At 74.5% G+C, this 21,251-nt stretch carries 17 protein-coding genes; 4 read left to right on the forward strand and 13 right to left on the reverse strand.

Annotated features, from left to right (window positions below; genetic code table 11):
- Positions 1-380 precede the first annotated feature (380 nt).
- Complete coding sequence (locus ACQP6G_RS19595; protein ID WP_429766841.1) at positions 381-989, forward strand: GNAT family N-acetyltransferase; 609 nt, start codon at positions 381-383, stop codon at positions 987-989.
- Positions 990-1,053: 64 nt separating this feature from the next.
- Here ACQP6G_RS19595 and ACQP6G_RS19600 read toward each other — a convergent pair whose 3' ends face one another.
- From ACQP6G_RS19600 to ACQP6G_RS19625, 6 genes are all read right to left on the reverse strand, one after another.
- Entirely contained in the window at positions 1,054-2,031 is a 978-nt protein-coding gene (locus ACQP6G_RS19600; protein ID WP_429766843.1) for a sugar phosphate isomerase/epimerase family protein, read from the reverse strand.
- 79 nt (positions 2,032-2,110) lie between these two features.
- On the reverse strand, positions 2,111-3,112 hold the full coding sequence (locus ACQP6G_RS19605) for a sugar phosphate isomerase/epimerase family protein (protein WP_429766845.1): 1,002 nt from the start codon (positions 3,110-3,112) through the stop codon (positions 2,111-2,113).
- A gap of 58 nt (positions 3,113-3,170) precedes the next feature.
- Complete coding sequence (locus ACQP6G_RS19610; protein WP_429766847.1) at positions 3,171-4,364, reverse strand: Gfo/Idh/MocA family protein; 1,194 nt, start codon at positions 4,362-4,364, stop codon at positions 3,171-3,173.
- A gap of 67 nt (positions 4,365-4,431) precedes the next feature.
- Positions 4,432-5,493 carry a substrate-binding domain-containing protein gene (locus ACQP6G_RS19615; protein ID WP_429766848.1) on the reverse strand — a complete coding sequence of 354 codons (1,062 nt, stop codon included), beginning with the start codon at positions 5,491-5,493 and terminating at the stop codon, positions 4,432-4,434.
- A 103-nt stretch (positions 5,494-5,596) separates the two neighbouring features.
- Entirely contained in the window at positions 5,597-6,601 is a 1,005-nt protein-coding gene (locus ACQP6G_RS19620) for an ABC transporter permease (RefSeq protein WP_429766850.1), read from the reverse strand.
- Positions 6,598-8,151 carry a sugar ABC transporter ATP-binding protein gene (locus ACQP6G_RS19625; RefSeq protein ID WP_429766851.1) on the reverse strand — a complete coding sequence of 518 codons (1,554 nt, stop codon included), beginning with the start codon at positions 8,149-8,151 and terminating at the stop codon, positions 6,598-6,600. Before ACQP6G_RS19625 ends, ACQP6G_RS19620 begins: the two co-directional genes overlap by 4 nt.
- A 77-nt stretch (positions 8,152-8,228) precedes the next feature.
- Here ACQP6G_RS19625 and ACQP6G_RS19630 point away from each other — a divergent pair, with 77 nt between their 5' ends.
- A complete protein-coding gene (locus ACQP6G_RS19630) occupies positions 8,229-9,410 on the forward strand; it encodes an ROK family transcriptional regulator (RefSeq protein WP_429766852.1) in 1,182 nt (393 codons plus the stop codon).
- Between the two features lie 177 nt (positions 9,411-9,587).
- On the opposite strand, the gene ACQP6G_RS19635 is transcribed toward ACQP6G_RS19630, so the two are convergent.
- Together ACQP6G_RS19635 and ligA are read right to left on the reverse strand one after the other, a co-directional pair.
- Positions 9,588-10,700 carry a hypothetical protein gene (locus ACQP6G_RS19635; protein ID WP_429766854.1) on the reverse strand — a complete coding sequence of 371 codons (1,113 nt, stop codon included), beginning with the start codon at positions 10,698-10,700 and terminating at the stop codon, positions 9,588-9,590.
- 22 nt (positions 10,701-10,722) lie between these two features.
- Positions 10,723-13,116, reverse strand: a complete 2,394-nt coding sequence (gene ligA / locus ACQP6G_RS19640) for an NAD-dependent DNA ligase LigA (protein WP_429766856.1) — start codon at positions 13,114-13,116, stop codon at positions 10,723-10,725.
- A 144-nt stretch (positions 13,117-13,260) separates the two neighbouring features.
- Between ligA and ACQP6G_RS19645 the strand changes: the two genes are divergently transcribed.
- Positions 13,261-14,748, forward strand: coding sequence for a flavin-containing monooxygenase (locus ACQP6G_RS19645; RefSeq protein WP_429766857.1), 1,488 nt, complete (start codon positions 13,261-13,263; stop codon positions 14,746-14,748).
- Between the two features lie 45 nt (positions 14,749-14,793).
- Here ACQP6G_RS19645 and ACQP6G_RS19650 read toward each other — a convergent pair whose 3' ends face one another.
- Genes ACQP6G_RS19650 through ACQP6G_RS19670 form a run of 5 tightly spaced genes read right to left on the reverse strand, consistent with a single transcriptional unit; the run spans position 14,794 to position 18,799 of the window.
- Positions 14,794-16,023, reverse strand: a complete 1,230-nt coding sequence (locus ACQP6G_RS19650) for a cytochrome P450 family protein (RefSeq protein WP_429766859.1) — start codon at positions 16,021-16,023, stop codon at positions 14,794-14,796.
- Positions 16,020-16,637 carry a GTP-binding protein gene (locus tag ACQP6G_RS19655; protein WP_429766861.1) on the reverse strand — a complete coding sequence of 206 codons (618 nt, stop codon included), beginning with the start codon at positions 16,635-16,637 and terminating at the stop codon, positions 16,020-16,022. The genes ACQP6G_RS19650 and ACQP6G_RS19655 overlap by 4 nt, the downstream gene beginning before the upstream one ends.
- On the reverse strand, positions 16,618-16,968 hold the full coding sequence (locus tag ACQP6G_RS19660; RefSeq protein WP_429766862.1) for a DUF742 domain-containing protein: 351 nt from the start codon (positions 16,966-16,968) through the stop codon (positions 16,618-16,620). The genes ACQP6G_RS19655 and ACQP6G_RS19660 overlap by 20 nt, the downstream gene beginning before the upstream one ends.
- On the reverse strand, positions 16,965-17,426 hold the full coding sequence (locus ACQP6G_RS19665; protein WP_429766864.1) for a roadblock/LC7 domain-containing protein: 462 nt from the start codon (positions 17,424-17,426) through the stop codon (positions 16,965-16,967). The genes ACQP6G_RS19660 and ACQP6G_RS19665 overlap by 4 nt, the downstream gene beginning before the upstream one ends.
- Complete coding sequence (locus ACQP6G_RS19670; protein ID WP_429766866.1) at positions 17,423-18,799, reverse strand: ATP-binding protein; 1,377 nt, start codon at positions 18,797-18,799, stop codon at positions 17,423-17,425. The genes ACQP6G_RS19665 and ACQP6G_RS19670 overlap by 4 nt, the downstream gene beginning before the upstream one ends.
- A 191-nt stretch (positions 18,800-18,990) precedes the next feature.
- Between ACQP6G_RS19670 and ACQP6G_RS19675 the strand changes: the two genes are divergently transcribed.
- A complete protein-coding gene (locus ACQP6G_RS19675) occupies positions 18,991-21,222 on the forward strand; it encodes a prolyl oligopeptidase family serine peptidase (RefSeq protein ID WP_429766868.1) in 2,232 nt (743 codons plus the stop codon).
- The last annotated feature ends 29 nt before the right edge of the window (positions 21,223-21,251 follow it).

Below are 21,251 nucleotides of genomic sequence, written 5' to 3' on the forward strand. Positions count from 1 at the left end.
ACAACCGACGCACACCGCAGAACCAGAACCACTCTCAGTTCCGACCCCGCCGGGGCAACCCCTCAAACTTACCAGACTTTTTCGGCCGCTCCGACCGCCTGTTTCCAGCCGATCGAACTGCCCGACATCGTCGGAAAGCCCCCACACCGGTGCTCGGGGCGCACGAATGCGACCTGATCCTCGATGTGAGTTCCAGCCCCGGTCGGCCACCTGAGCTCCGGTCTCCCGGATCGTGCTCCTTGGTGTCCGTCTCCCTGTCGGGCTGACGTCGTAGAACATTACACGCTCCGGAGCGCGCGGCCAACTCCGTCCGCGGTGACGCGGGGCACACCCCACCCCGCCCTCGGACGAGGGCTGGGGACCGGGTCCAGAATCGTGCCGTGAGCACCCTGCAGACCGCCCCTCAGCCCCCGGCGTCCGTCGTCGTCCGGCCCGCACGTGCCGACGAGAGCGCCCACGTCGCGTGGCTCGCCGCGGTCACGTTCCCGCTGGCGTGCCCGCCCGGGACCTCCGTGGCCACGATGGCCGCTCACGTGGCCACCCACCTGTCCCCTTCCGCCGTCCGCGGCTGGGTCCGGTCCGACGCGCACGCTCTCCTGGTCGCCGTCGACGAGGAGCTCGACGCGCGCGCCGACGGTCCGACGGCTCCCCTCGGCTACGCGCTCGTGTCCCTCGGCGAGCCCTCCGGCGACGAGGAGCAGCGCGTGCTCCGCTCCGTCGTCGGGCCCGCCCCGTACGTCGAGCTCTCCAAGATCTACGTGCACCCGGACGCGCTCGGCAGCGGGGTCGCGGCGCGGCTGCTCGACGCGGCCGTCTCGGCCGCCACAGAGCTCGGCGGCGACGCGCCCGTGTGGCTGGGCACCAACGCGCAGAACGCCCGGGCGCAGTCCTTCTACCGCAAGCACGGCTTCGAGGTCGCCGGCACGCGGACCTACGACGTCGGCGGCGTGCGGCACGACGACGTCGTCATGATCCGTCGACCGGCCTGACCGCGCGCGACACGGCGGGCGGGGCGACTCGTGCGCCCTCCCGCCGGCCGCGCTCCCACCGTCCTCAGCCCCGCAGCGCGAGGATCGCGTCGGCGCTGCGCTCCGCGTTGCCGAAGGAGTCGACGGGGAACGGCGGCTCGGCGACCGTCGACGCGTTGTCCTGCTCCCAGATGCCGTGCTGGCGTCCGGACCCGTTCAGCGCGCCGAGGAACGCCTGGTAGTCGAGGTCGCCCACCCCGAACTCGACGATGTCGTAGCCGTTCGACGACTGCGGGTTCACGCGCCCGTCCTTGAGGTGGAACATCGGGTAGCGGTCCCGGTGGGCCAGCACGTACTCCACCGGCTCGAACCCCGGGTAGAGGTGTCGGCCGACGAACGCCCAGAACACGTCCATCTCGAGGAAGACGGCCGCCGGGTCCGTGTTCTCCAGGAAGACGTCGTACAGCCGCGTCGCAGGGTCGTCGGTCGCGAAGCCGAACTCGTGCTGGTGGTTGTGCTGGTAGAACTTCAGCCCGCGCGCCGCGGCCGCCGCGCCGAACCCGTTGAACTGCTCCGCGGCGTCGAGGTAGCCGCCCACGGTGCGGTCGCTCGTCGGCGCGTTCGCCGTGCCGACGTGCCCCGTGCCGAGGGTCTCGGCGATGTCGAGCTCGGCCTCCATGTTCCGGGCGAAGTCGGTGATGCCTCGGTGCGACCCCACGGCGACGAGGCCGTTGTCGTCCAGCAGCGTGCGGATCTCGGCCGGCGTGATCGCCCCGACCGCGCCCTGCGTGTACCCGGCGAACTCCACCTCCCGGTAGCCGAGCGTCGAGAGCCGCTCGAAGACCGCCCGGAACCCGAGCGCGTTGACCTTGTCCCGGATCGAGTACAGCTGGATCCCCAGCTTGCCCGGCGGGACGAGCCGGCGTCCTCCGCCGGCCGCGAGCGCCGACGAGGCCGTCGCCGCGCCCAGGCCCACGGACGTGACGGTCGCGGCACCCACCGCGACGGTGGAGCCCGCCAGGCGCAGGAACGTCCGGCGGTCGAGCTCGGTACGACCGGTCATGCTGATCCCCTTCGATCAGGACGCCGGACCACCCGGCGCCACGCCGCCGCGAGCCGTCACGAGCTGCGGGAGGTCGGTCTCAGCGCTGCGAGAACGCCGCGTCGAAGGCGGCCTCCGGGGCGTCGAACGCGAGCCGACGCACCAGCTCCAGTGCCTCGGGGGCGCCGACCAGGCGGTCCATGCCGGCGTCCTCCCACTCGATCGAGATCGGCCCCGCGTACCCGATCGTGTTGAGCATCCGGAACGCGTCCTCCCACGGCACGTCGCCGTGGCCCGTGGAGATGAAGTCCCACCCGCGCCGCGGGTCCGCCCACGGCAGGTGGGACGACAGGCGCCCGTTGCGGCCGTTGCCCATCCGCTTCTTCGTGTCCTTGCAGTCCACGTGGTAGATCCGGTCCTTGAAGTCCCAGAGGAAGCTCACCGGGTCGAGGTCCTGCCACACCATGTGCGACGGGTCCCAGTTGAGGCCGAACGCCTCGCGGTGCCCGATCGCCTCCAGCGTGCGCACGGTGGTCCAGTAGTCGTAGGCGATCTCGCTCGGGTGCACCTCGTGCGCGAACCGCACGCCCACCTCGTCGAAGACGTCGAGGATCGGGTTCCACCGGTCGGCGAAGTCCTGGTAGCCCGCCTCGACCATCGCCTCCGTGGCCGGCGGGAACATCGCCACGTACTTCCAGATCGACGACCCCGTGAACCCGACGACGGTGTCCACGCCGAGCCGCGCCGCCAGGCGCGCGGTGTGCTTCATCTCCTCCGCCGCGCGCTGCCGCACCCCCTCCGGGTCGCCGTCGCCCCACACGACGTCCGGCAGGATGTCGCGGTGCCGCTCGTCGATCGGGTCGTCGCAGACGGCCTGGCCCTTGAGGTGGTTGGAGATGGCGTACACCTTCAGCCCGTGCCGCTCCAGCAGATCGAGGCGGGACTGCACGTACGCGTCGTCGTCCCACCGCCACGGGTCCAGGTGGTCGCCCCAGCAGGCGAGCTCGAGGCCGTCGTAGCCCCAGCCCGAGGCGAGCCGGGCCACCTCCTCCAGGGGCAGGTCGGCCCACTGGCCCGTGAACAGGGTGATCGGTCGTGCCATGGTGCGGTTCTCCTCGTCGAGATCGGCGGTGCAGGTGCAGGCGTCGGGCGGGGCGTGGTCAGCCGGGCAGGTCGACCCAGGTGTGGCCGGCGTCGGAGCTGCGCTCGACGGCGTCGAGCACGCGCTGCACGGCGAGGCCGTCGGCGAACGACGGCGTCGGCTGCTTCCCCGCCGCCAGGTCCCCGACGAGGTCCACGACCTGATGGGTGAACGCGTGCTCGTAGCCGAGCCCGTGCCCGGCGGGCCACCAGTGACCGCCGTAGGGGTGCTCCGGCTCGGTGACGACGATGCGGCGGAAGCCCGCCACCTCCGCGTCGTCCTCCGCGTCGAAGTAGTGCAGGAGGTTCATGTCCTCGAAGTCGAAGGCGAGCGAGCCACGGGTGCCGCTGACCTCGAGCCGGATGGCGTTTTTGCGCCCCCACGCGTACCGCGTGGCCTCGAAGGTCGCCGTCCCTCCGCCCGACAGCCGCCCGAAGAAGATCGCCGCGTCGTCGACGGTGACGGGGCCCGTGCCCTCCCCCGCCTCCCCGGACAGGCCGGAGAACGACGCCGGGACCGGCCGCTCGCGCACGAACGTCTCGAGCATGCCCGCCACGCCGACCAGCCGCTCCCCCGTGACGAACTGCGCCAGGTCGACGACGTGCGCGCCGATGTCGCCGAGCGCCCCGGAGCCGGCCTTCGCCTTGTCGAGCCGCCACGACAGCGGCGTGGCCGGGTCGGACAGCCAGTCCTGCAGGTACTGCGCGCGCACCTGCCGCACCTCGCCGATCCGCCCCTGCTCGACCAGGCGGCGCGCGAGCTGGATCGCCGGGACGCGGCGGTAGGTGAACCCCACCGCCGCGTACACCCCGCGCGCGGCCGCGGCGTCGGCCGCCCGGACCATCTCCTCCGCCTCGGCCACCGAGTTCGCGAGCGGCTTCTCGCACAGCACGTGCTTGCCCGCCTCGAGCGCCGCGACGGCGATCTCGGCGTGCGTGTCGCCCGGCGTGCACACGTCGACGAGGTCGACGTCGTCGCGCGTCAGGAGCTCGCGCCAGTCGGTGACGGCGTCGTCCCAGCCGAGCCGGTCGGCGGCCGCCCGCACCCCGTCGGCGCTGCGGCCCGCCACGACCCGCATCCGCAGGGCGAGCGGGAGGTCGAAGAACCGCGGCGCCGTCCGCCACGCGTGCGAGTGCGCGGCCCCCATGAACGCGTACCCGACCATCCCGACGCCCAGCGTCGGCGTGCCCCCTGCCGTGGCGTGCTCGCTCATCGAGCGACCTCCGTTTCCTCGTGCGGCTGTCGTGCGTCCGTGCGTGCTCTGCGGGACCCGTCCGACCTCAGGACCGGAACCCGATGGACATGTACTGGTCGACGTTGTCCGCCGTGACCACCGGGGCGAACAGCTGGGTGGTGCGCGGGACCCCGGCCGAGACCAGGTCGCCCATGTTCTTGTCGTGCACCACCAGGCGGGCCAGCTTGATGCCGTCGGCCGCCTGCGTCGACGGGTAGACGACGGTCGCCTTCAGCACCGAGTCGTCCGCCTGGATGTGCTCCATGACGTCGAGGGAGCCGGCGCCGCCGACCATGAAGAACTCGTCGCGGCCGGCGTTCTCGATCGCGGCGAGCACGCCGACGCCCTGGTCGTCGTCGTGGTTCCAGATGGCGTCGATCTTCGGCTCCGCCTGCAGCAGGTTCGACGTCGCCGTCTCCCCGCCCTGGACCGTGAAGTCGGCGGCGACCCGGCGGTCGACGTCGAGCCCGCAGTCGGACAGCGCGTCCTCGAAGCCCTTGCTGCGGTCCTGGGTGAGCGGGAGCGACTCGATGCCCTGGATCTCGGCGACGATCGCGTCCGGGTTGTCGCCGAGCTGCTCGCAGATGTAGGTGCCGGCGCTCACGCCCATGCCGTAGTTGTCGCCGAGCACCGTGGCGCGCGCGGCGAACGGGCTGGAGAACTCGCGGTCGACGTTGATGACCGGGATGCCGGCCTCCATCGCCTTGGTCGCGACCTCGGTGAGCGCGGCGCCGTCGAACGGCAGCAGCACGATGGCGTCGACCTTGTCGTTGATGAACTGCTCGATCTGGCTGATCTGGACGTTGACGTCGTTGGTCGCCTCGGCCTGCCGGAGCTCGACGTCCGAGTACTGCCCGGCGGTGTCGACCGCCGACTTGGTGATGGCGCCCATCCAGCCGTGGTCGGCGGCGGGGGCGGAGAAGCCGATGACGACCTTCTCGCCCGGCTCGTCGTTGCCCTCGGCGGCGACCTGCGGGGCGGCCGAGCCCTCGTCCTCGGGCGGCTCGTTGCTGGTGCAGCCGGCGGCGAGCAGGACGGCGGACACGGCCACCGCGGCCACCGCGGCGCTGCGCCGGGCGCGACTGTTCAGCAAGGTGCGTGCGGACATGTGATCATCCTCGATTCGGTCCGGCCGACCCGGGCGGGTGGCCCGGTGCGGGATGGTGCGGGGTGCTGCAGGGACATGCGGGGAGGGACAGGGCGGCGGCGCGTCAGGTGGACGCGGAACGCCGGGCGAAGCGCTGCTGGAGCAGGACGGCGACGACGATGATCGCGCCCTTGGCGACGTTCTGGGCGGAGATCGACAGGTTGTTGATCGTGAAGACGTTGGTCAGCATCGCGAAGATGAGGACGCCGATCACGGTGCCGACGATCGTGCCGCGACCGCCGATGAGCAGCGTGCCGCCGACGACCACGGCCGCGATCACCTCGAGCTCGTAGTACAGGCCGTTCGTGGAGGTGCCCGCCGTGGTGCGGCCCAGCATCATCACGCCCGCGATGCCGGCGGTCAGCCCGGACAGCGCGTAGATGTACAGCAGGTGCCGCTGCACCTTGATGCCCGCGAGCCGCGACGCCTCGAGGTTGCCGCCCACGGCCACCGTGCGCCGTCCGAAGGTGGTGCGGTTGAACAGGAACCACCCGGCGACGGCGACCACCGCGAAGATCCACACGAGCACCGGCACGCCGATGACGTCGGCGCGGAAGAAGTCCAGGAACCCGTCCACGCTGACGACCTGGGTCTGGCGTCCCGAGATCATCTCCGCGAGGCCGCGGGCGGCGATCATCATCGCCAGCGTCGCGATGAACGACACGACCTTGCCGTACGCGATGATCAGCCCGTTGACGACGCCCGCCGCGGTGCCGACCACGAGCGCCGTGAGCACCATGACGGTCCAGTGCACGTCCTCGGCCATCGTCTGCGTGGCGAGCGTGCTGGCCCACACGGAGGCGAGCCCGGTCAGGGACCCCACCGAGAGGTCGATCCCGCCGGCCGTGATGACGAAGGTCATCCCGATGGCGAGGACCCCGGTGACCGATGCCAGCCGGAGGATGGTCATGACGTTGTCGAGGCTGGCGAAACGCTCGCCGCCCGTGATCACGCCGACCACGGCGACGAGGACCAGGGCCACGACGAGCCCGATCGTGCGGCCTGCCGGGCCCGACAGCCACGAGGGCCGCGACGTGCCGGCGGCCGGCGACTCCACCTGGGTGCTCATGCGGTGGTTCCTTCCATGACGAGGTCGAGCACGCCGTGCTCGTCGATGTCCTGCGCGGGTGCCCGGTGCACGACGCGCCCTTCGGAGACCACGAGCACGTGGTCGGCGAGGCCGAGGACCTCGGGGATCTCGCTGGAGACGACGACCACCGCCGTCCCGGCGTCGGCGAGCCGGCGCACGAGGGAGTAGAGCTCCGACCGCGCGCCGACGTCGACGCCGCGGGTGGGCTCGTCGAGCAGCAGCACGTCGCAGCCGTGGACGAGCCACCGGCCGAGCAGGGCCTTCTGCTGGTTGCCGCCGGACAGGGTGCGGGCCGCGCGGTCGACGTCCGTGGGCCGCAGGTCGAGGGCCGCGACCTGCTCGCGCGCCGCCGCGCGCTCGGCGCGCTCGTCGAGCCAGCCGCCTCGGGCGAACCGGGCGAACGTGGAGAGGGTGACGTTCCGGTAGACGGGCTCGTCGAGGACGAGGCCCTGGCTCTTGCGCTCCTCGGGGCACAGGCCGATGCCGGCGGCCACCGCGGCGTCGACCGACCCTGCGCGGAGGGTGCGGCCGTTCACCGCCACGCTGCCCGCCGTACGCCGCCGCGCGCCGTAGAGCGTCTCGAGGATCTCCGACCGTCCCGCGCCGACGAGGCCGGCCAGACCCACGATCTCCCCGGCCCGGACCTGGAACGAGACGTCGTCGAACGTGCCCCCGAGGCCGAGCCCCTCGACGTCGAGCACCACCGGGGCGTCGTCGGGGACGCCCGGGCGCTCCGGGAACGCGTACTCGACGTTGCGCCCGGTCATGAGGCGGATGAGCTCCGCGGTGGGCGTGGTGGCCGCCGGGAGGTCGCGGCCCACCGTGCGCCCGTTCTTGAGGACCGTGATGCGGTCACCGATCTCGCGGATCTCCTCCAGGCGGTGGGAGATGTACACGACCGCGACGCCCTCCTCCGTGAGCGCGCGGACCACGCGGAAGAGGTTGCGCACCTCCCCGGCGTCGAGCACGGCGGACGGCTCGTCCATGACGATGACGCGCGCGTCGTGGGACAGGGCGCGCGCCATGGACACGACCTGCTTGCCCGCGGCCGAGAGCTGGCCGACCTCGCGGTGGGGCGCGATCTCGGGGTGGCCGAGCCGCGCCAGCAGCTCGCGCGTGCGGGCGGCGACCTCGCGCCGCTGGGTGAACCCGCCGCGGTCGAGCTCGTGGCCGAGGAACACGTTCTCCGCGACGGTCAGACCGTCGACGACGTCGAGCTCCTGGTAGATCGTCGCGACCCCGCGCTGCAGGGCCGCGACCGGGTGCGGGATCACGACCTCCTCGCCGTCCAGCACGATCCGGCCGGCGGTGGGCTGGTGCGCCCCCGCGAGGACCTTGATGAGCGTGGACTTCCCGGCGCCGTTCTGACCGAGCAGGCAGTGCACCTCGCCCGGCAGCACGTCGAGGTCCACCCCGTCGAGCGCCTTGGCGCCCGGGAAGTGCTTGACGATGCCCTCCATGCGCAGCAGAGGGGCGGGGGCGTCGCTGCCCTCCGGCGGTGCCGCGTCGTCGCGGTCCACGTCGACCATGAGTCCGAACCTAGGCCGCACTTCTGTCGATCGTCAAGCAAAAGACGGGTGTTATTCGATCGTGATTGACTACGGTCATGACGGAAGGCGCAGCGATCGGACCTCGCACCCCCGGGGCCGGCGAGATGTTCCAGCTCCTGCGCGACGGCCGGGCCCGCACCCGAGCCGAGCTCGCGACCCTCACCGGGCAGGCCCGGTCCACCGTCGCCGGGCGGATCGACGCCCTCATGGCGGCGGGCCTCATCGCCCCCGCCGGCGAGGCCACCTCGACCGGGGGACGCCCGCCCGCCACCTTCGCGTTCAACCCGTCGTCGCAGGTGGTCCTGGGCGTCGACCTCGGCGCCACCCATGCCCGGCTCGCCGTGACCGACCTCGCGTCCACCGTGCTCGCCGAGCTCGACGCGCCCCTCGCCATCGCCGACGGGCCGGAGCCCGTGCTCGGCTGGGTCGCGGACACCGGGCGCAAGCTGCTCGAGACCGCGGGCCGCTCGCTGGGCGACCTCGCCGGCGTGGGCGTCGGGCTGCCCGGCCCCGTCGAGCACGCGACCGGGCACCCGAACAACCCGCCGATCATGCCCGGCTGGGACGACGCGGACGTGCCCGGCATCCTCCGCGGCCACTTCGACGCGCCGGCGCTCGTCGACAACGACGTGAACATCATGGCGCTCGGCGAGCACCGCATCGCCTGGCCCGACGTCCCCGACCTCATCCTCGTCAAGGTCGCCACCGGCATCGGCGCGGGCATCATCGCCGACGGCGCGCTGCGGCGCGGCGCGCAGGGCGCCGCGGGCGACGTCGGGCACATCGCCGTGCCCGGGGCGGAGGACATCGTCTGCCGCTGCGGCAACGTCGGCTGCCTCGAGGCGATCGCGAGCGCGCAGGCCCTCGCGGTCCGGCTCCGCACCGAGGGCCTGGACGTGTCCGGGCCCTCCGACGTCGTCGCGCTGGTCCGGGGCGGCGACGTGACCGCGGGCCGCGCGGTGCGCCAGGCCGGGCGCGAGATCGGCAGCGTCCTCGCGGCGACCGTCAGCCTGCTCAACCCGTCCGTCATCGTGCTCGGCGGCATCCTCGCCGAGGCGGGCGAGCACCTGCTCGCCGGGATCCGCGAGGTCGTCTACCGGCGGTCCCTGCCGCTGGCCACCCAGCACCTGCGCATCGCCGTCGCGCGCACCGGCGCGCAGGCCGGCGTGCTCGGCGCCGCCGCCATGGCCGCCGACCATGCGCTGTCCCCCGAGGCCGTGGACGCGCTCACGGCCTGAGCGCGCCGCCCCTACGATGCGCGGCACGACCTCGGCGCCCACCGGACGCCTCGCCTCTCCGATCACCCCGCCCGGGCCGAGGACAGGTCGGTCGACCTGGGCGGCCCGGAGGCCCTCGTCGGCACGGCCGTGTCCGCCGGCGCGGACGGCGTCGTCGTGCAGGCGACGACGCCGTCGTCAGGCCGCGCGCTCGAGCACCGCGACGTGCAGGTCCAGCAGCGCCGCCGTGCGCTCGCTCGGGCCGCGACCGAAGCCGCACTCGGTCGCGACGCCGACGGTCCGGCCGCCCAGCACCTGCGCGGCGGCGGCGAGGCGGCGAGCGGCGCCCTCGACGCCGTCCTCGTGGTGCAGGACGCCGAGGTAGAGCTCGGTGGCCGGGTCCAGCGCGAGGTCGCCGAGCCCGGCGACGTACGCCACGTCGTCGCGGTCGATCGGGACGGGCAGGTGCACCCAGGTGATCGGGCGCGGCAGCGCCGCGACCAGCGCGTTCGCCATCTCCACCAGGTGGCCGGTGTCCGCCGGCTCGACGAAGTGCTTCTCCGCCACGTCGCCGTAGCAGAGGTGGAAACCGAGCTCGACGCCCTCCGGCACGTGCGCCGCGAACCGCGCCGCCCGGGTCGCGCACCCCTCGACGACGCCCTCGTCCCCGCCGGCGCCGGCGTCGAACCACGCCCGCGCGGCGCCGCCGCCGAGGTTCGCGCCCTCGACGAAGGCGAACTCCGTGGCGAGGTCGACCTGCACGGCGAGGTCCTCGGACGGGACCGCCGCGAGGATCTCCTCGAGCTCACGCACGAGCGCCGCCTCGTAGACCGGGTGCACGGCGGCGCGGTCGGCGGGCGCGACGAACGTCGTCACGGCCGCGAGCGGCGAGGGCAGGCAGACCTGGAACCGCGTGCCGGGCGCGATCACGCCCTCCGCGCGCAGGGCGACGAAGTCCGCGTACGAGGCGCGCGCCGCGTCCGCGTAGCCCAGCGGCCCGAAGCGCAGCCCGTCCGCCGGCACCGAGCCGTCGAGCACGTGCGGCCGCACGTCGAAGCCCGCCACGACGACGGGCTCGTCGCCCACGCGGACCAGCCCCTCGACCGCCTCGAACCGCGAGCCCTGGAACAGGATCCAGTGGAACCGCTCGCCCACCTCGCCGTCGGGGATCCGGCGGACGTGCGCGCCGAGCCGCGCCGCGACGGTGCGCAGGGTGTCCCGCGCGGAGGGCAGGTTCACGGAGCCCACGAGGTGGGCGCCGCGCAGGCTCGGGGTCGGGGCGGTCTGGTTCGGGGCGAGGGTGTCCGGCACCCGCGCATCGTAGCCCCGGGCGTCAGCCGTCCAGCGCCGCGGGTCCGCCCTCCAGCAGCCGGGTGAACGCGGCCTCGTCGAGGATCGGCAGGCCGAGCTCCTCCGCCTTCGCCGCCTTCGAGCCGGCGTTCTCGCCCACGACGACGTAGTCCGTCTTCTTCGAGACCGACCCCGCCGCCTTGCCGCCCGCGGCGAGGACGGCCTCCTTGGCGCCGTCGCGGCTGTACCCCTCGAGCGAGCCCGTCACCACGACCGTCAGGCCGGCGAGCGGTCCGGTCGGCCCCTCGTCCGCCTGCGCCGCCATCGCCTCCGGCCCCGGGTGGTCCGGGATCCAGGTGCGCACCCCGGCCGCCTGCCAGCGGTCGACGATCTCGCGGTGCCACTCGACGTCGAACCAGGCCAGCAGCGCGTCCGCGATGATCGGGCCCACGCCCTCGACGGCGGCCAGCTCCTCGCGCGTCGCCGCGCGGACCGCGTCGAGCGAGCCGAACCAGCCCGCGAGCGCCCGGGCCGCCACGGGCCCGACGTGCCGGATGTTGAGGCTGACGAGGATGCGCCACAGGTCCTTCGTCTTGGCGAGCTCGAGCTCGTCGAGGAGCTTGGTGGCCGCGGCCGTCGGCTCGAGCTCGGGCAGGGTCTCCCCCGCCGCCTCGGCCTCGGCGCGGCGGGCCTTGGTGTAGGTGACCTTCTTGCGGAACGGCGTCCTGCGCCGGGCCACGCCGTCGTCGTCGAGCTTGGGCAACCCCGTCTCGGCGTCGCGCACGACGACCTCGATGGGCAGCAGCTGGTCCAGCGTGAGGTCGAACAGGCCCGCCTCGGTGCGCAGCGGCGGGACCTCGGGCACCTCGGGCTGGGTGAGCGCGGACGCCGTCACCTCGCCGAGCACCTCGACGTCCAGGCCCCCGCGCGAGCCGATGTGCTCCACCCGGCCGCGCACCTGCGCCGGGCAGGACTCGGCGTTGGGGCAGCGCAGGTCGACGTCGCCCTCCTTCATCGCCCGCAGCGGGGTGCCGCACTCGGGGCACCGCTCGGGCATGACGAACTCCTCGCGCGGGTAGCCGTCGTCGGCCAGCGCGGTGACGGGCCCGAGGATCTCGGGGATGACGTCGCCCGCCTTGCGCAGCACGACCATGTCGCCGATGCGCACGCCCTTGGCCTTCACGACGTCCTGGTTGTGCAGCGTCGCCTGCCGCACCGTGGACCCCGCCACCAGGACCGGCTCCATCACGGCGTACGGCGTCGCGCGGCCGGTGCGGCCCACGCCCACCTGGATCGCCACGAGGCGGGTGGTGACCTCCTCCGGCGGGTACTTGTAGGCGATGGCCCACCGGGGTGCGCGGCTCGTCGCGCCGAGCCGCCGCTGGTCGCCCAGCGCGTCGACCTTGACGACGATGCCGTCCAGCTCGTGCTCGATGTCGTGGCGGTGGGCGCCGAACCACTCGATCATCTCGACGACGCCGTCGATCCCCTCGACGACGCGGTTGTGCGGCGAGACCGGCAGCCCCCACCGCGCGAAGTGCTCGTACGCCTCGGACTGCCGGGCCAGCTCGGTGTGCTCCCCCGCCGTCCACTGCAGGGCGCCGATCCCGTGCACGTAGAGGCGCAGGGACTCCACGCGGGCGACCCCGGCCTCGAGCTCCATGCCCTCCTTCTTGTCGAGCAGCTGGCGCAGCCCGCCGGCCGCCGCGTTGCGCGGGTTGGCGAACTGCGGGAAGCGGCGGAGGGCGGCGACCCGGGCGCGCTCCTCGTCGAACGGGCGGGCGGACGTCGTGCGCCCGTCGTGCCGCGCGCGGGACTCGGCGACGACGCGGTCGCGCAGCTCCGCCTGCAGCGCGTTCAGCCGCTCGAACGAGGCGACGGGGATGAAGACCTCCCCGCGGACCTCGACGAGGTCGGGGTGGCCGTCGCCCGCCAGCCGTCGCGGGATGTCGGCGATCCGGAGCGCGTTCTGCGTGACGTCCTCACCGGTGCGGCCGTCGCCGCGCGTCGCCGCGCGCACCAGGCGGCCCTTCTCGTACAGCAGGGCGATCGCGAGGCCGTCGATCTTCACCTCGGACAGGTAGCCGACGCGCTCGGCGCCCAGGTCGCGGGCCACGCGGGCGTCCCACGCCCGCAGCTCGTCGACGGAGAACACGTTGTCGAGGCTGAGCATGCGCTCGACGTGCTCGACCGTCGCGAACCCGGCGGCGGCCGCGCCGCCCACCCGCTGCGTCGGCGACTCGGGAGTCTGCAGCGCCGGGTGCGCGGCCTCGATCGCCTCCAGCTCGTGCATCCGCGCGTCGTACTCGGCGTCGGACACCCGGGGGGCGTCGTCCTCGTAGTAGGCGCGCTGGTCCTCCTCGACGAGGGCGACCAGCTCGGCCCAGCGGCGCTGTGCGGTGGCCTCGTCGAGCAGGGTGTTCTCGGTGTCCGTCACGCGCCCATCTTGCCGCGTGCCGCCGACACCGGCCGGGTCGGGCACCTCGACCCGCCCGACCTGCGAGAAGGCCTGTCCCGATGCTGTCCGAACCGCTACGATTCTGGCGTTTTGGCCCCCTCTCGACCGACAGCAAGGACGCCCATGAAGATCGCCGTCGTCGGCGCCGGCTTCGCCGGCCTGGCCAGCGCCAAGGTGCTCCGCGAGTTCGGGCACGACGTCACCGTGCTCGACAAGGCCCCCGACGTCGGCGGCGTGTGGAGCGCGAGCCGCCGCTACTCGGGCCTCACCACGCAGAACAACAAGGGCTCGTACGCCTTCTCCGACCTGCCCATGCCGAAGGACTACCCCGAGTGGCCCAGCGGCCAGCAGGTGCAGGCGTACCTCGAGCGGTACGTCGACCTCCACGACCTGCGCGGCTCGCTCCGGCTGTCGACCGAGGTGGTGCGCGCCGAGCTGACCCCCGCGGAGGACGGCTGGTTCGTCACCGCGCGACGCACGGGCGAGCCGGTCGGCGAGCCCGAGCGCTTCGACCACGTCGTGGTCGCGAACGGCATCTTCTCCGACCCGGTGATCCCGCGCTTCGAGGGCCTGGCGCAGCTGCTGCGCGCCGGCGGCAAGGTCGTCGCCTCGAGCCAGCTCACGTCCCTCGAGGACGCGCGCGGCAAGCACGTCGTCGTCGTCGGGTACGGCAAGTCCGCGTGCGACGTCGCCGCCGAGATCGCCCCGGTCGCCGCGAGCACCCAGGTCGTCGCGCGGCACCTGCTGTGGAAGCTGCCCAAGCGGCTCGGCAACGCGCTCAACTACAAGTACCTCCTGCTCACCCGGATGGGCGAGGGCCTGTTCCGCTACGAGACGCTGTCCGGCGGCATGGAGAAGTTCCTGCACGGCCCCGGCGACCGTGTGCGGAAGTCGATGCTCGCCAGCGTCGGCGCGGTGTCGGTCAAGCAGTTCCACCTGGAGAAGCTCGGGCTCGTGCCGCGCGGCGAGTTCGCCGACATCGCCCGCTCCACCGTCTCGCTCGCCACCGACGGCTTCTTCGAGCAGGTGTCCGAGGGCAGGATCGACGTGCACCGCGAGTCCGAGATCGAGCGCCTCGCCGTCGACGACGACGGCGCCCCCGTCGCCGTGCTCGACGACGGCACCACGGTCCGCGCCGACCTCGTGGTGTGCGGCACCGGCTTCCACCAGCGCGTGCCGTTCCTCGACGACGACCTGCAGGCACGCCTGCTCGACGACCGCGGCAACTTCCAGCTCTACCGGCAGGTGCTGCCGCACGACGTGCCGCACCTGACCTTCGCCGGGTACAACTCGTCGCTGTTCAGCCCGCTGTCGGCCGAGGTCGCAGCGCTGTGGACCGCCGCCCACCTCGCCGACGCCGTCGACGTGCCGCCCGTCGAGGAGCGGCGCGAGCTCGTCGCGAGCCGCGTGGAATGGATGGAGAAGCGCACGGAGGGCAAGCACGCCCGCGGGACCAACGTCATCCCGTTCTCGCTGCACCAGATCGACGAGATGCTGACGGACCTCGACCTGCAGCTGCCCGCGACCACCCGCGCCGGCCAGTGGCTGCTGCCGGTGGACCCGAAGGCGTACCGGCACCTGCCCGGCCGGCTGCGCGCACGGATCGGCTGACCGCGGGCGGATCGGCCGACCCGTCAGGGTCCGCCGGTCCGCCGGTCACCGGAATCGGACGGGCAGCTCCTGCGGGTAGCGCGCCCACGCCGAGCGCACCGGCTCGACGTCGGCCGGCGCGACGGTGAGCTCCATGTCCGCGACCCGGGCGAGGAAGTGCCCCACGACGGTCCGGGTGATCAGCGGAGCCGTCCGGTGCGCCGGACACGCGTGCGCGCCCGTCCCCCAGGTGAGGTGGAAGCGCGCGTCGACCTGCTCCCACGGGTCAGCGGCGCGGACCGCACGGTCGGCGTTGGCGGCCGCCACCGCCGGCACGACGGCGTCGCCCGCGGCGATCGCCTGACCGCCCAGCTCGCCGTCCGCGAGGGCGTAGCGCGGCCGCAGGTGCGGCAGCGGGGGCGCGTCGCGCGCCACCTCGTCCAGCGCGTCGTCGAGCGAGAGGCGGCCGCCGTGCAGGCGGGCGGCGAACGCCGGGTCGGCGAGCAGCCGCTGCAGCGTCGTGGCGATCCACGCGATCTCGGCGTCGTGCGCGGTGGCGAACACGAGCCCGACGGCGGCCATCACCTCGAGGTCGTTCTCGTGCGCGGGGTGCGCGAGCAGCGCGGACGTGAGGTCGTCGCTCGGTTCCGCGCGACGCCCGGCGACGAAGCCCGCGAGCAGGTCCTCCGCCTCGACGGACGCCGGGTGGGCGTCGTCCGCGCCGGAGCGCTGGGCGACGGTGAGCTCGTGCATCCGGCGCGCGTCCGCGAGCGTCATGCCGAGCAGGTCGGCCAGCACCCGCACCGGGACGTCGACGGCGTACTCCGCGACCATGTCCGCCGTGCCGCGGGCGGCCAGCCGGTCCAGCGCCGACGCGCACGCGACGTCCGTCGTGCGCCGCACGCGGCGGTCCTCGACGGCGTCGAGCGCGTCGGCCAGGGGCGTGCGCAGCCGCCGGTGCTCCGCGCCGTCGCGGTCGTGGGCGCCGTCGCGCGGCGCGAGGAGCGCGCGGGTCGCCGAGCGCCGACCGACCAGGCCCTCCGCCTCGTACCGCCAGTGGCGCGCGTCGCGGGAGAACATCGCCTCGTTGCGCAGGACGGCGGCGACCTCGGCGTGGCCGAGCGCGAGCCACGCCGGCACGCCCGGCTCCAGGTCGACGGGCGCGAGGGCGCCCCAGCGCGAACGCAGCGCCTCGTACCGAGCCGCCGGGTCGGGCGCGCCCGCCAGGTCGGCGAGCAGCGGCCGGTCGGCCACGTCCTCGAGCCGCACCACGCGCACCGCCCCGGTGAGGCTCATGCGGCGTCGCCTGCGCGCGCGAGGCGCACCGCGTGCGCGACGAGCGCCTGGAGCGCCTCCACGGCCTGGCGTCGCTCGCGCAGGTCCCCCGCGACGACGGGGGTGTCCGCCGGCAGGTCGAGCGCGGCGCGCACCGCGTCGGTGGTGTGCCGCGGCGCGTCCGGGAACTCGTTGACCACGATGGTCACCGGCAGCGCCGTGTGCTCCTCGAGCTGGTCCAGCACCTCGAAGCTGTCCTCCAGCCGCCGCGTGTCCACGACCACGAGGGCGCCCACCGCGCCGTCCGCCAGCCCCGCCCACAGGTCCCAGAAGCGCTTCTGCCCGGGCGTGCCGAACAGGTAGAGGGCCGTGGTGCCGCCCACGGTGACGCGCCCGAAGTCCATCGCGACCGTCGTCGTGGTCTTCTCCCCCAGCCGCGGGTCGACGCCCAGGCTGGCCGCCGTGATCGTCTCCTCCGTGCTCAGCACGGGGATCTCGCTCACCGCGCCGATGAGCGTCGTCTTGCCGACGCCGTACGCGCCCACCACGAGCACCTTGACCGACCGCTCGACGGTGGACGCGAGGTGCAGGGAGGCCGGGTCGACGGGTGGCGCCTCAGAACCGGCGGAGACCATCGAGGACCTCCTCCAGCAGGTCGACGCCCGGCAGGTCGTGGGTCGCCGGCGACCGGACCGCCAGGTAGCCGGCGTCGAGCAGGTCGGAGGCGAGGACCGCGACCAGGCTGGTGGGCAGGCGCAGGTACGCGGCGAGCTCGGCGAGGGCCAGCGTGCCGCGGCAGGTCTCGAGCAGGGCCCGCTCGTGCCGGCCCGCGCCGACGGGCAGCTCGCGGCCGTCGTCCACCGCGCACAGCAGCGTCTCCGGTCGCAGCGTGTTGCGGCTCGGGTGCGCGCGCCCGCCCGTGAGGACGTACGAGCGCACCGGGTGGTCGCGGTAGCCGTCCGTCATCGCGCCTCCCCGTCGGCGGGCACGGGGGCGGGGACGGCGGCGGGGCGCAGGACGTCCGTGCCGAGCGTCCGCTCGCCGATCATCAGCACCTGGGCCTGCATCTGCTGGGCCACGAGCCCCGGGTCGACCGCCGCGTCGGTGACGACCGCCAGCCGCGAGCCGTCGCCCGCTCCGCGCACGAAGAGGAAACCGCCGTCGAACTCGACGAGCACCTGGCGCAGCGCGTCGCCGGCGCCGAACTCCCGCCCCATGCTCATGCCGAGCGCGACGAGGCCGGCGCACGCCGCGGCGACCTTGTCGGCCGTGTCCGGGGGCGTCACGTCCGTGCGGACCTTCACCAGGCCGTCCGAGCTGAGCACGACGACGTGGCGCACGCCGCGCACCCCCGCGACGAGGTCGAGCATCCAGCTGTCCGGGTGCGCGGGCGCGGGCGTCGCATCGGTGGTCGGGGTCGTCATGAGTCCTCCGAGGTCACGTCCGGCACGGCGGACGGCTGCTGGCTGGGATGGTCGGTGGTCGGGGCGCCGTCGGCGGTGGCGTCGCGGTCGGCGGAGAAGAACGCGCCGATCCACGCGCCGGCCTCCTCCGCCGTCTGTGCCGGGACAACCGCGGTCGGGGCGGACGGGGGCGCGGCGGGCACCGCGCGCTGGGTCCCCGTGGCGGTGCCGCGGCGCGAGCGCCGCTGCGGCAGGGCCGGGGCGCCGTCGGGTCCCGGCGTCGTGCCGTGGGCCTCGGCGGCCGTCGTCTCCGGCGTGGCCGGGGCCTGGGGGGCGGGCCCGGGCCACGGGTCGTCGACGCTCGGGGCGAGCGTGCCGGGAGCCGCGGCCGCCGCGGTGACGAGCTCGGCGGGCACCATGACCACGGCGCGCAGGCCGCCGTACACGGACTCCGTGAGATCCACCCGCAGGTCCAGGGCGCGGGCGTACGACCCGACGACCGCGAGGCCGGTCTGCGGTACCTCGCCCAGGTCGGCGATGCCCACGGGCCGCGCGCCGGACGCGACGGCGCGCACCCGCTCGAGCTCGCGGGCGGCCATCCCGACGCCGCAGTCGTCGACCTCGACGACCGCGCCCCGCTGCACCTGCCGGATCGCGACGAGCACCTGGGTGCTGGGCGGCGAGCACTGCGTCGCGTTGGCGAGCAGCTCGGCGAGGACGTGCACGACCGGCTCGACCGCACGCCCGACGACGGCCAGCCCCGGGTCGCCGGAGACCTCGACGCGCTGGAACGCCGTGATCCGCCCGGCGGCTGCGCGCACAACGTCGGGCAGGGCGAGCGGGTCGTCCCACGCCTGCCCCGGACGCCGGCCGCAGAGCGCGACGAGGTTCTGCGCCTGACGGGCGTGCTGCGCGGCGGCGTGGTCGATCCGCATGGACGTCTGCAGCACGTCGGGGTCGGCCGCGTGCCGCTGCACCATGCGCGCCGCCTCCTCCTGGATGCGGTGCGCCGACGCCTGCACCTTGCGCCCCAGGGCGACGACGGCGGTCTCGACGGCGGCGCGCTGGTCGTCGCATGCCTCGCGGGTGCGCGCGAGCCCGGTCGTCGCGTCCTCGAGCGCCCCGGCGGCCGTCGCGAGCTCGGCCGCCAGCGCGTCGCGCTCCGCCCGCAGCGCCGCCCGGTCGCGGTCGCCGCGCGCGACGGCGCGGGACAGCGCCACGGCCGCGACGACGACGAGCAGCGCGGCGGCGCAGGACAGCGACGCCGCGCCCGCGGGCGACAGCCGGTCGCCGAGCAGCGGCACGGCCGCGAGGCAGAGGACGGCCGCGGCCGCGCAGAGCTGGGCCGGCACGCGCGTCGTCGCGCGCGCTCCGGCAGAGGTCGTCGTGCTCACCGCACCCCCGTGGGTGGAAGGATCGGGTCCCGGCGGACGTGACCGTGCCGCTCCGAAAGCGGCGTTCTCCGCGAAACCCTTGGAACGTCCATAGCGGGATCAATGCCCTGACCAGGAGTTTCTACCACGGGCACCCCCCGGGTGAAAGGCACCCGCGCCCCTCGGCGCGCCCGGCGGCTAGGGTGCCGAGCATGACCGCCGAGCACGTCGACACCGCCGCACCGTCAGCCCCGCCCGCCGCGCCGCCGTCCCCGCTCGACCCGGCCCGGCCGGACCCGTTCGCGTGGCTCGAGGAGGTCGAGGGCACCGAGGCGCTGGCGTGGGTGCGCGGCCGCAACGACCACGCGCACACGACCGTGGGTGCCGCCCCCGGGTTCGCGGAGACCGAGGCGGCGGTCCGCGAGGTGCTCGACTCCGACGAGCGCATCCCCGACGTCTCCCGGATCGGCGACCACCTGTACAACTTCTGGCGCGACGCCGCGCACGAGCGCGGCCTGTGGCGCCGCACCACCCTCGGCTCCTACCGGACCGACGCGCCGGAGTGGGAGACCGTGCTCGACCTCGACGCGCTCGCCGCGGCGGAGGGCGAGAGCTGGGTGTGGCACGGCGCGTCGCTGCTGCGCCCGACGCCCGAGCAGCTCGCGGCGGGCGAGCCCTGGCGCCGGGCACTGGTCGACCTCTCCCCCGGCGGCTCGGACGCGGACGTCACGCGCGAGTTCGACCTCGTCGCCAAGCGGTTCGTCCCCGCCGCCGAGGGCGGCTTCGAGCGCGACACGGCGCGCGACGACGGCCGCACCGGCGCCAAGGGCGGACTGGCGTGGGCCGACGAGGACACGGTGTACGCCTTCACGGACTTCGGCCCGGGCACGACGACGCCGTCGGGGTACCCGCGCATCGCGAAGCTCTGGCGCCGCGGCACGCCGATCGAGGACGCCGTCGTCGTCTACGAGGGCACCGACGACGACATGTACATCTCCGCGCGCCGCTCGCGCACGCCGGGCTTCGAGCGCGACCTCGTGAGCCGCTCGATCGCCTTCTACCGGTCGGAGACCTTCCTCGTCGAGGCGGTCGGGACGCCCGAGCAGCGGCTGGTGAAGATCGACGTGCCCGAGTCCGCGGAGGTCGGGCTTCACCGCGAGTGGCTGCTGGTCGAGCTGCGCGACGACTGGGCGCCGGCGGGCACCACCTACGCCGCCGGCTCGCTGCTGGCCGCGCCGGCGGACGCGTTCCTGGCCGGCTCGCGCGACCTCACCGTCCTGTTCGAGCCCACGCCGTCGACGTCGCTGGTCGGCGCCACATGGACCCGCCACCACCTGGTCGTCAACGTGCTCGACGACGTGAAGAACGCCGTCCACGTGCTCACCCCGCCCGCCGGCACGTCCCCCGGCACGGCGGCCGGCGCGCCCTGGACCCGCTCGGAGCTCCCGCTCGGCGGCGGGCTGCTCACCGTCGGCGTGCGCGCCGTCGACGCTCTCGACAGCGACGACGTCTGGGTCACGACCACCGGCTACCTCACGCCGTCCACCCTCGCGCTGGCGACCGTCGCGGGGCCCGGGGCGGAGCCCGGCGCGCCCGAGCCGCTCAAGGCCGCGCCGGCGTACTTCGACGCCGACGGCATGGTCGCGGTGCAGCACTTCGCAGCCTCCGACGACGGCACGCGCGTCCCGTACTTCGTCGTGGGCCGCGAGGACCTGGTGGACCCGTCCGACCCGACGACGCCGGGGACCGCGCCGACGCTGCTGTACGGGTACGGCGGCTTCGAGATCCCGCTGCTGCCGGGCTACTCCGGCACGGTCGGGCGGGCGTGGCTCGCCCGCGGCGGCGTGTACGTCGTCGCGAACATCCGCGGCGGCGGCGAGTACGGGCCCGCGTGGCACCAGGCCGCGCTGCGCGAGCGGCGGCACAAGGCGTACGAGGACTTCGCCGCCGTCGCGCGCGACCTCGTGGCCCGCGGCATCACGACGCCCGAGCACCTCGGCGCGCAGGGCGGCTCCAACGGCGGGCTGCTGGCCGGGAACATGCTCACGCAGTACCCCGACCTGTTCGGCGCGGTCGTGGTACAGGTGCCGCTGCTCGACATGAAGCGGTACTCGCACCTGCTCGCGGGCGCGTCGTGGGTGGCGGAGTACGGCGACCCCGACACCGACGACTGGGAGTTCGTCCGCACCTTCTCGCCGTACCACCTGCTCGACGGCGACCGCGCCTACCCGCCGGTCCTGTTCACGACGTCGACCAAGGACGACCGCGTGCACCCGGGCCACGCGCGCAAGATGGCGGCGCTCATGCTGGCCACGGGCGGGCCCGGCGCGGACGTCACGTACTACGAGAACGTCGAGGGCGGCCACGGCGGCGCGGCCAACAACGCGCAGGCCGCGCACATGTCCGCCCTGGCCTGGACGTTCCTGCGCGAGCGCCTCGCCTGACCGGCCGGGCCCCGGCGGGCAACCCGCCT

Origin of the sequence: Isoptericola nanjingensis (assembly GCF_050311635.1) — a bacterium.
Lineage (GTDB): Bacteria > Actinomycetota > Actinomycetes > Actinomycetales > Cellulomonadaceae > Isoptericola > Isoptericola nanjingensis.

Excerpts from the sequence above, each read along its gene's own strand:
- ACQP6G_RS19665 (WP_429766864.1), bottom strand. The coding sequence starts at position 17,426 with ATGACGACCCCGACCACCGATGCGACGCCCGCGCCCGCGCACCCGGAC.
- ACQP6G_RS19650 (WP_429766859.1), bottom strand. The coding sequence starts at position 16,023 with ATGAGCCTCACCGGGGCGGTGCGCGTGGTGCGGCTCGAGGACGTGGCC.
- ACQP6G_RS19625 (WP_429766851.1), bottom strand. The coding sequence starts at position 8,151 with ATGGTCGACGTGGACCGCGACGACGCGGCACCGCCGGAGGGCAGCGAC.
- ACQP6G_RS19620 (WP_429766850.1), bottom strand. The coding sequence starts at position 6,601 with ATGAGCACCCAGGTGGAGTCGCCGGCCGCCGGCACGTCGCGGCCCTCG.
- ACQP6G_RS19600 (WP_429766843.1), bottom strand. The coding sequence starts at position 2,031 with ATGACCGGTCGTACCGAGCTCGACCGCCGGACGTTCCTGCGCCTGGCG.
- ACQP6G_RS19630 (WP_429766852.1), top strand. The coding sequence starts at position 8,229 with ATGACGGAAGGCGCAGCGATCGGACCTCGCACCCCCGGGGCCGGCGAG.
- ACQP6G_RS19605 (WP_429766845.1), bottom strand. The coding sequence starts at position 3,112 with ATGGCACGACCGATCACCCTGTTCACGGGCCAGTGGGCCGACCTGCCC.
- ACQP6G_RS19645 (WP_429766857.1), top strand. The coding sequence starts at position 13,261 with ATGAAGATCGCCGTCGTCGGCGCCGGCTTCGCCGGCCTGGCCAGCGCC.
- ACQP6G_RS19675 (WP_429766868.1), top strand. The coding sequence starts at position 18,991 with ATGACCGCCGAGCACGTCGACACCGCCGCACCGTCAGCCCCGCCCGCC.
- ACQP6G_RS19655 (WP_429766861.1), bottom strand. The coding sequence starts at position 16,637 with ATGGTCTCCGCCGGTTCTGAGGCGCCACCCGTCGACCCGGCCTCCCTG.
- ACQP6G_RS19615 (WP_429766848.1), bottom strand. The coding sequence starts at position 5,493 with ATGTCCGCACGCACCTTGCTGAACAGTCGCGCCCGGCGCAGCGCCGCG.
- ACQP6G_RS19660 (WP_429766862.1), bottom strand. The coding sequence starts at position 16,968 with ATGACGGACGGCTACCGCGACCACCCGGTGCGCTCGTACGTCCTCACG.
- ACQP6G_RS19610 (WP_429766847.1), bottom strand. The coding sequence starts at position 4,364 with ATGAGCGAGCACGCCACGGCAGGGGGCACGCCGACGCTGGGCGTCGGG.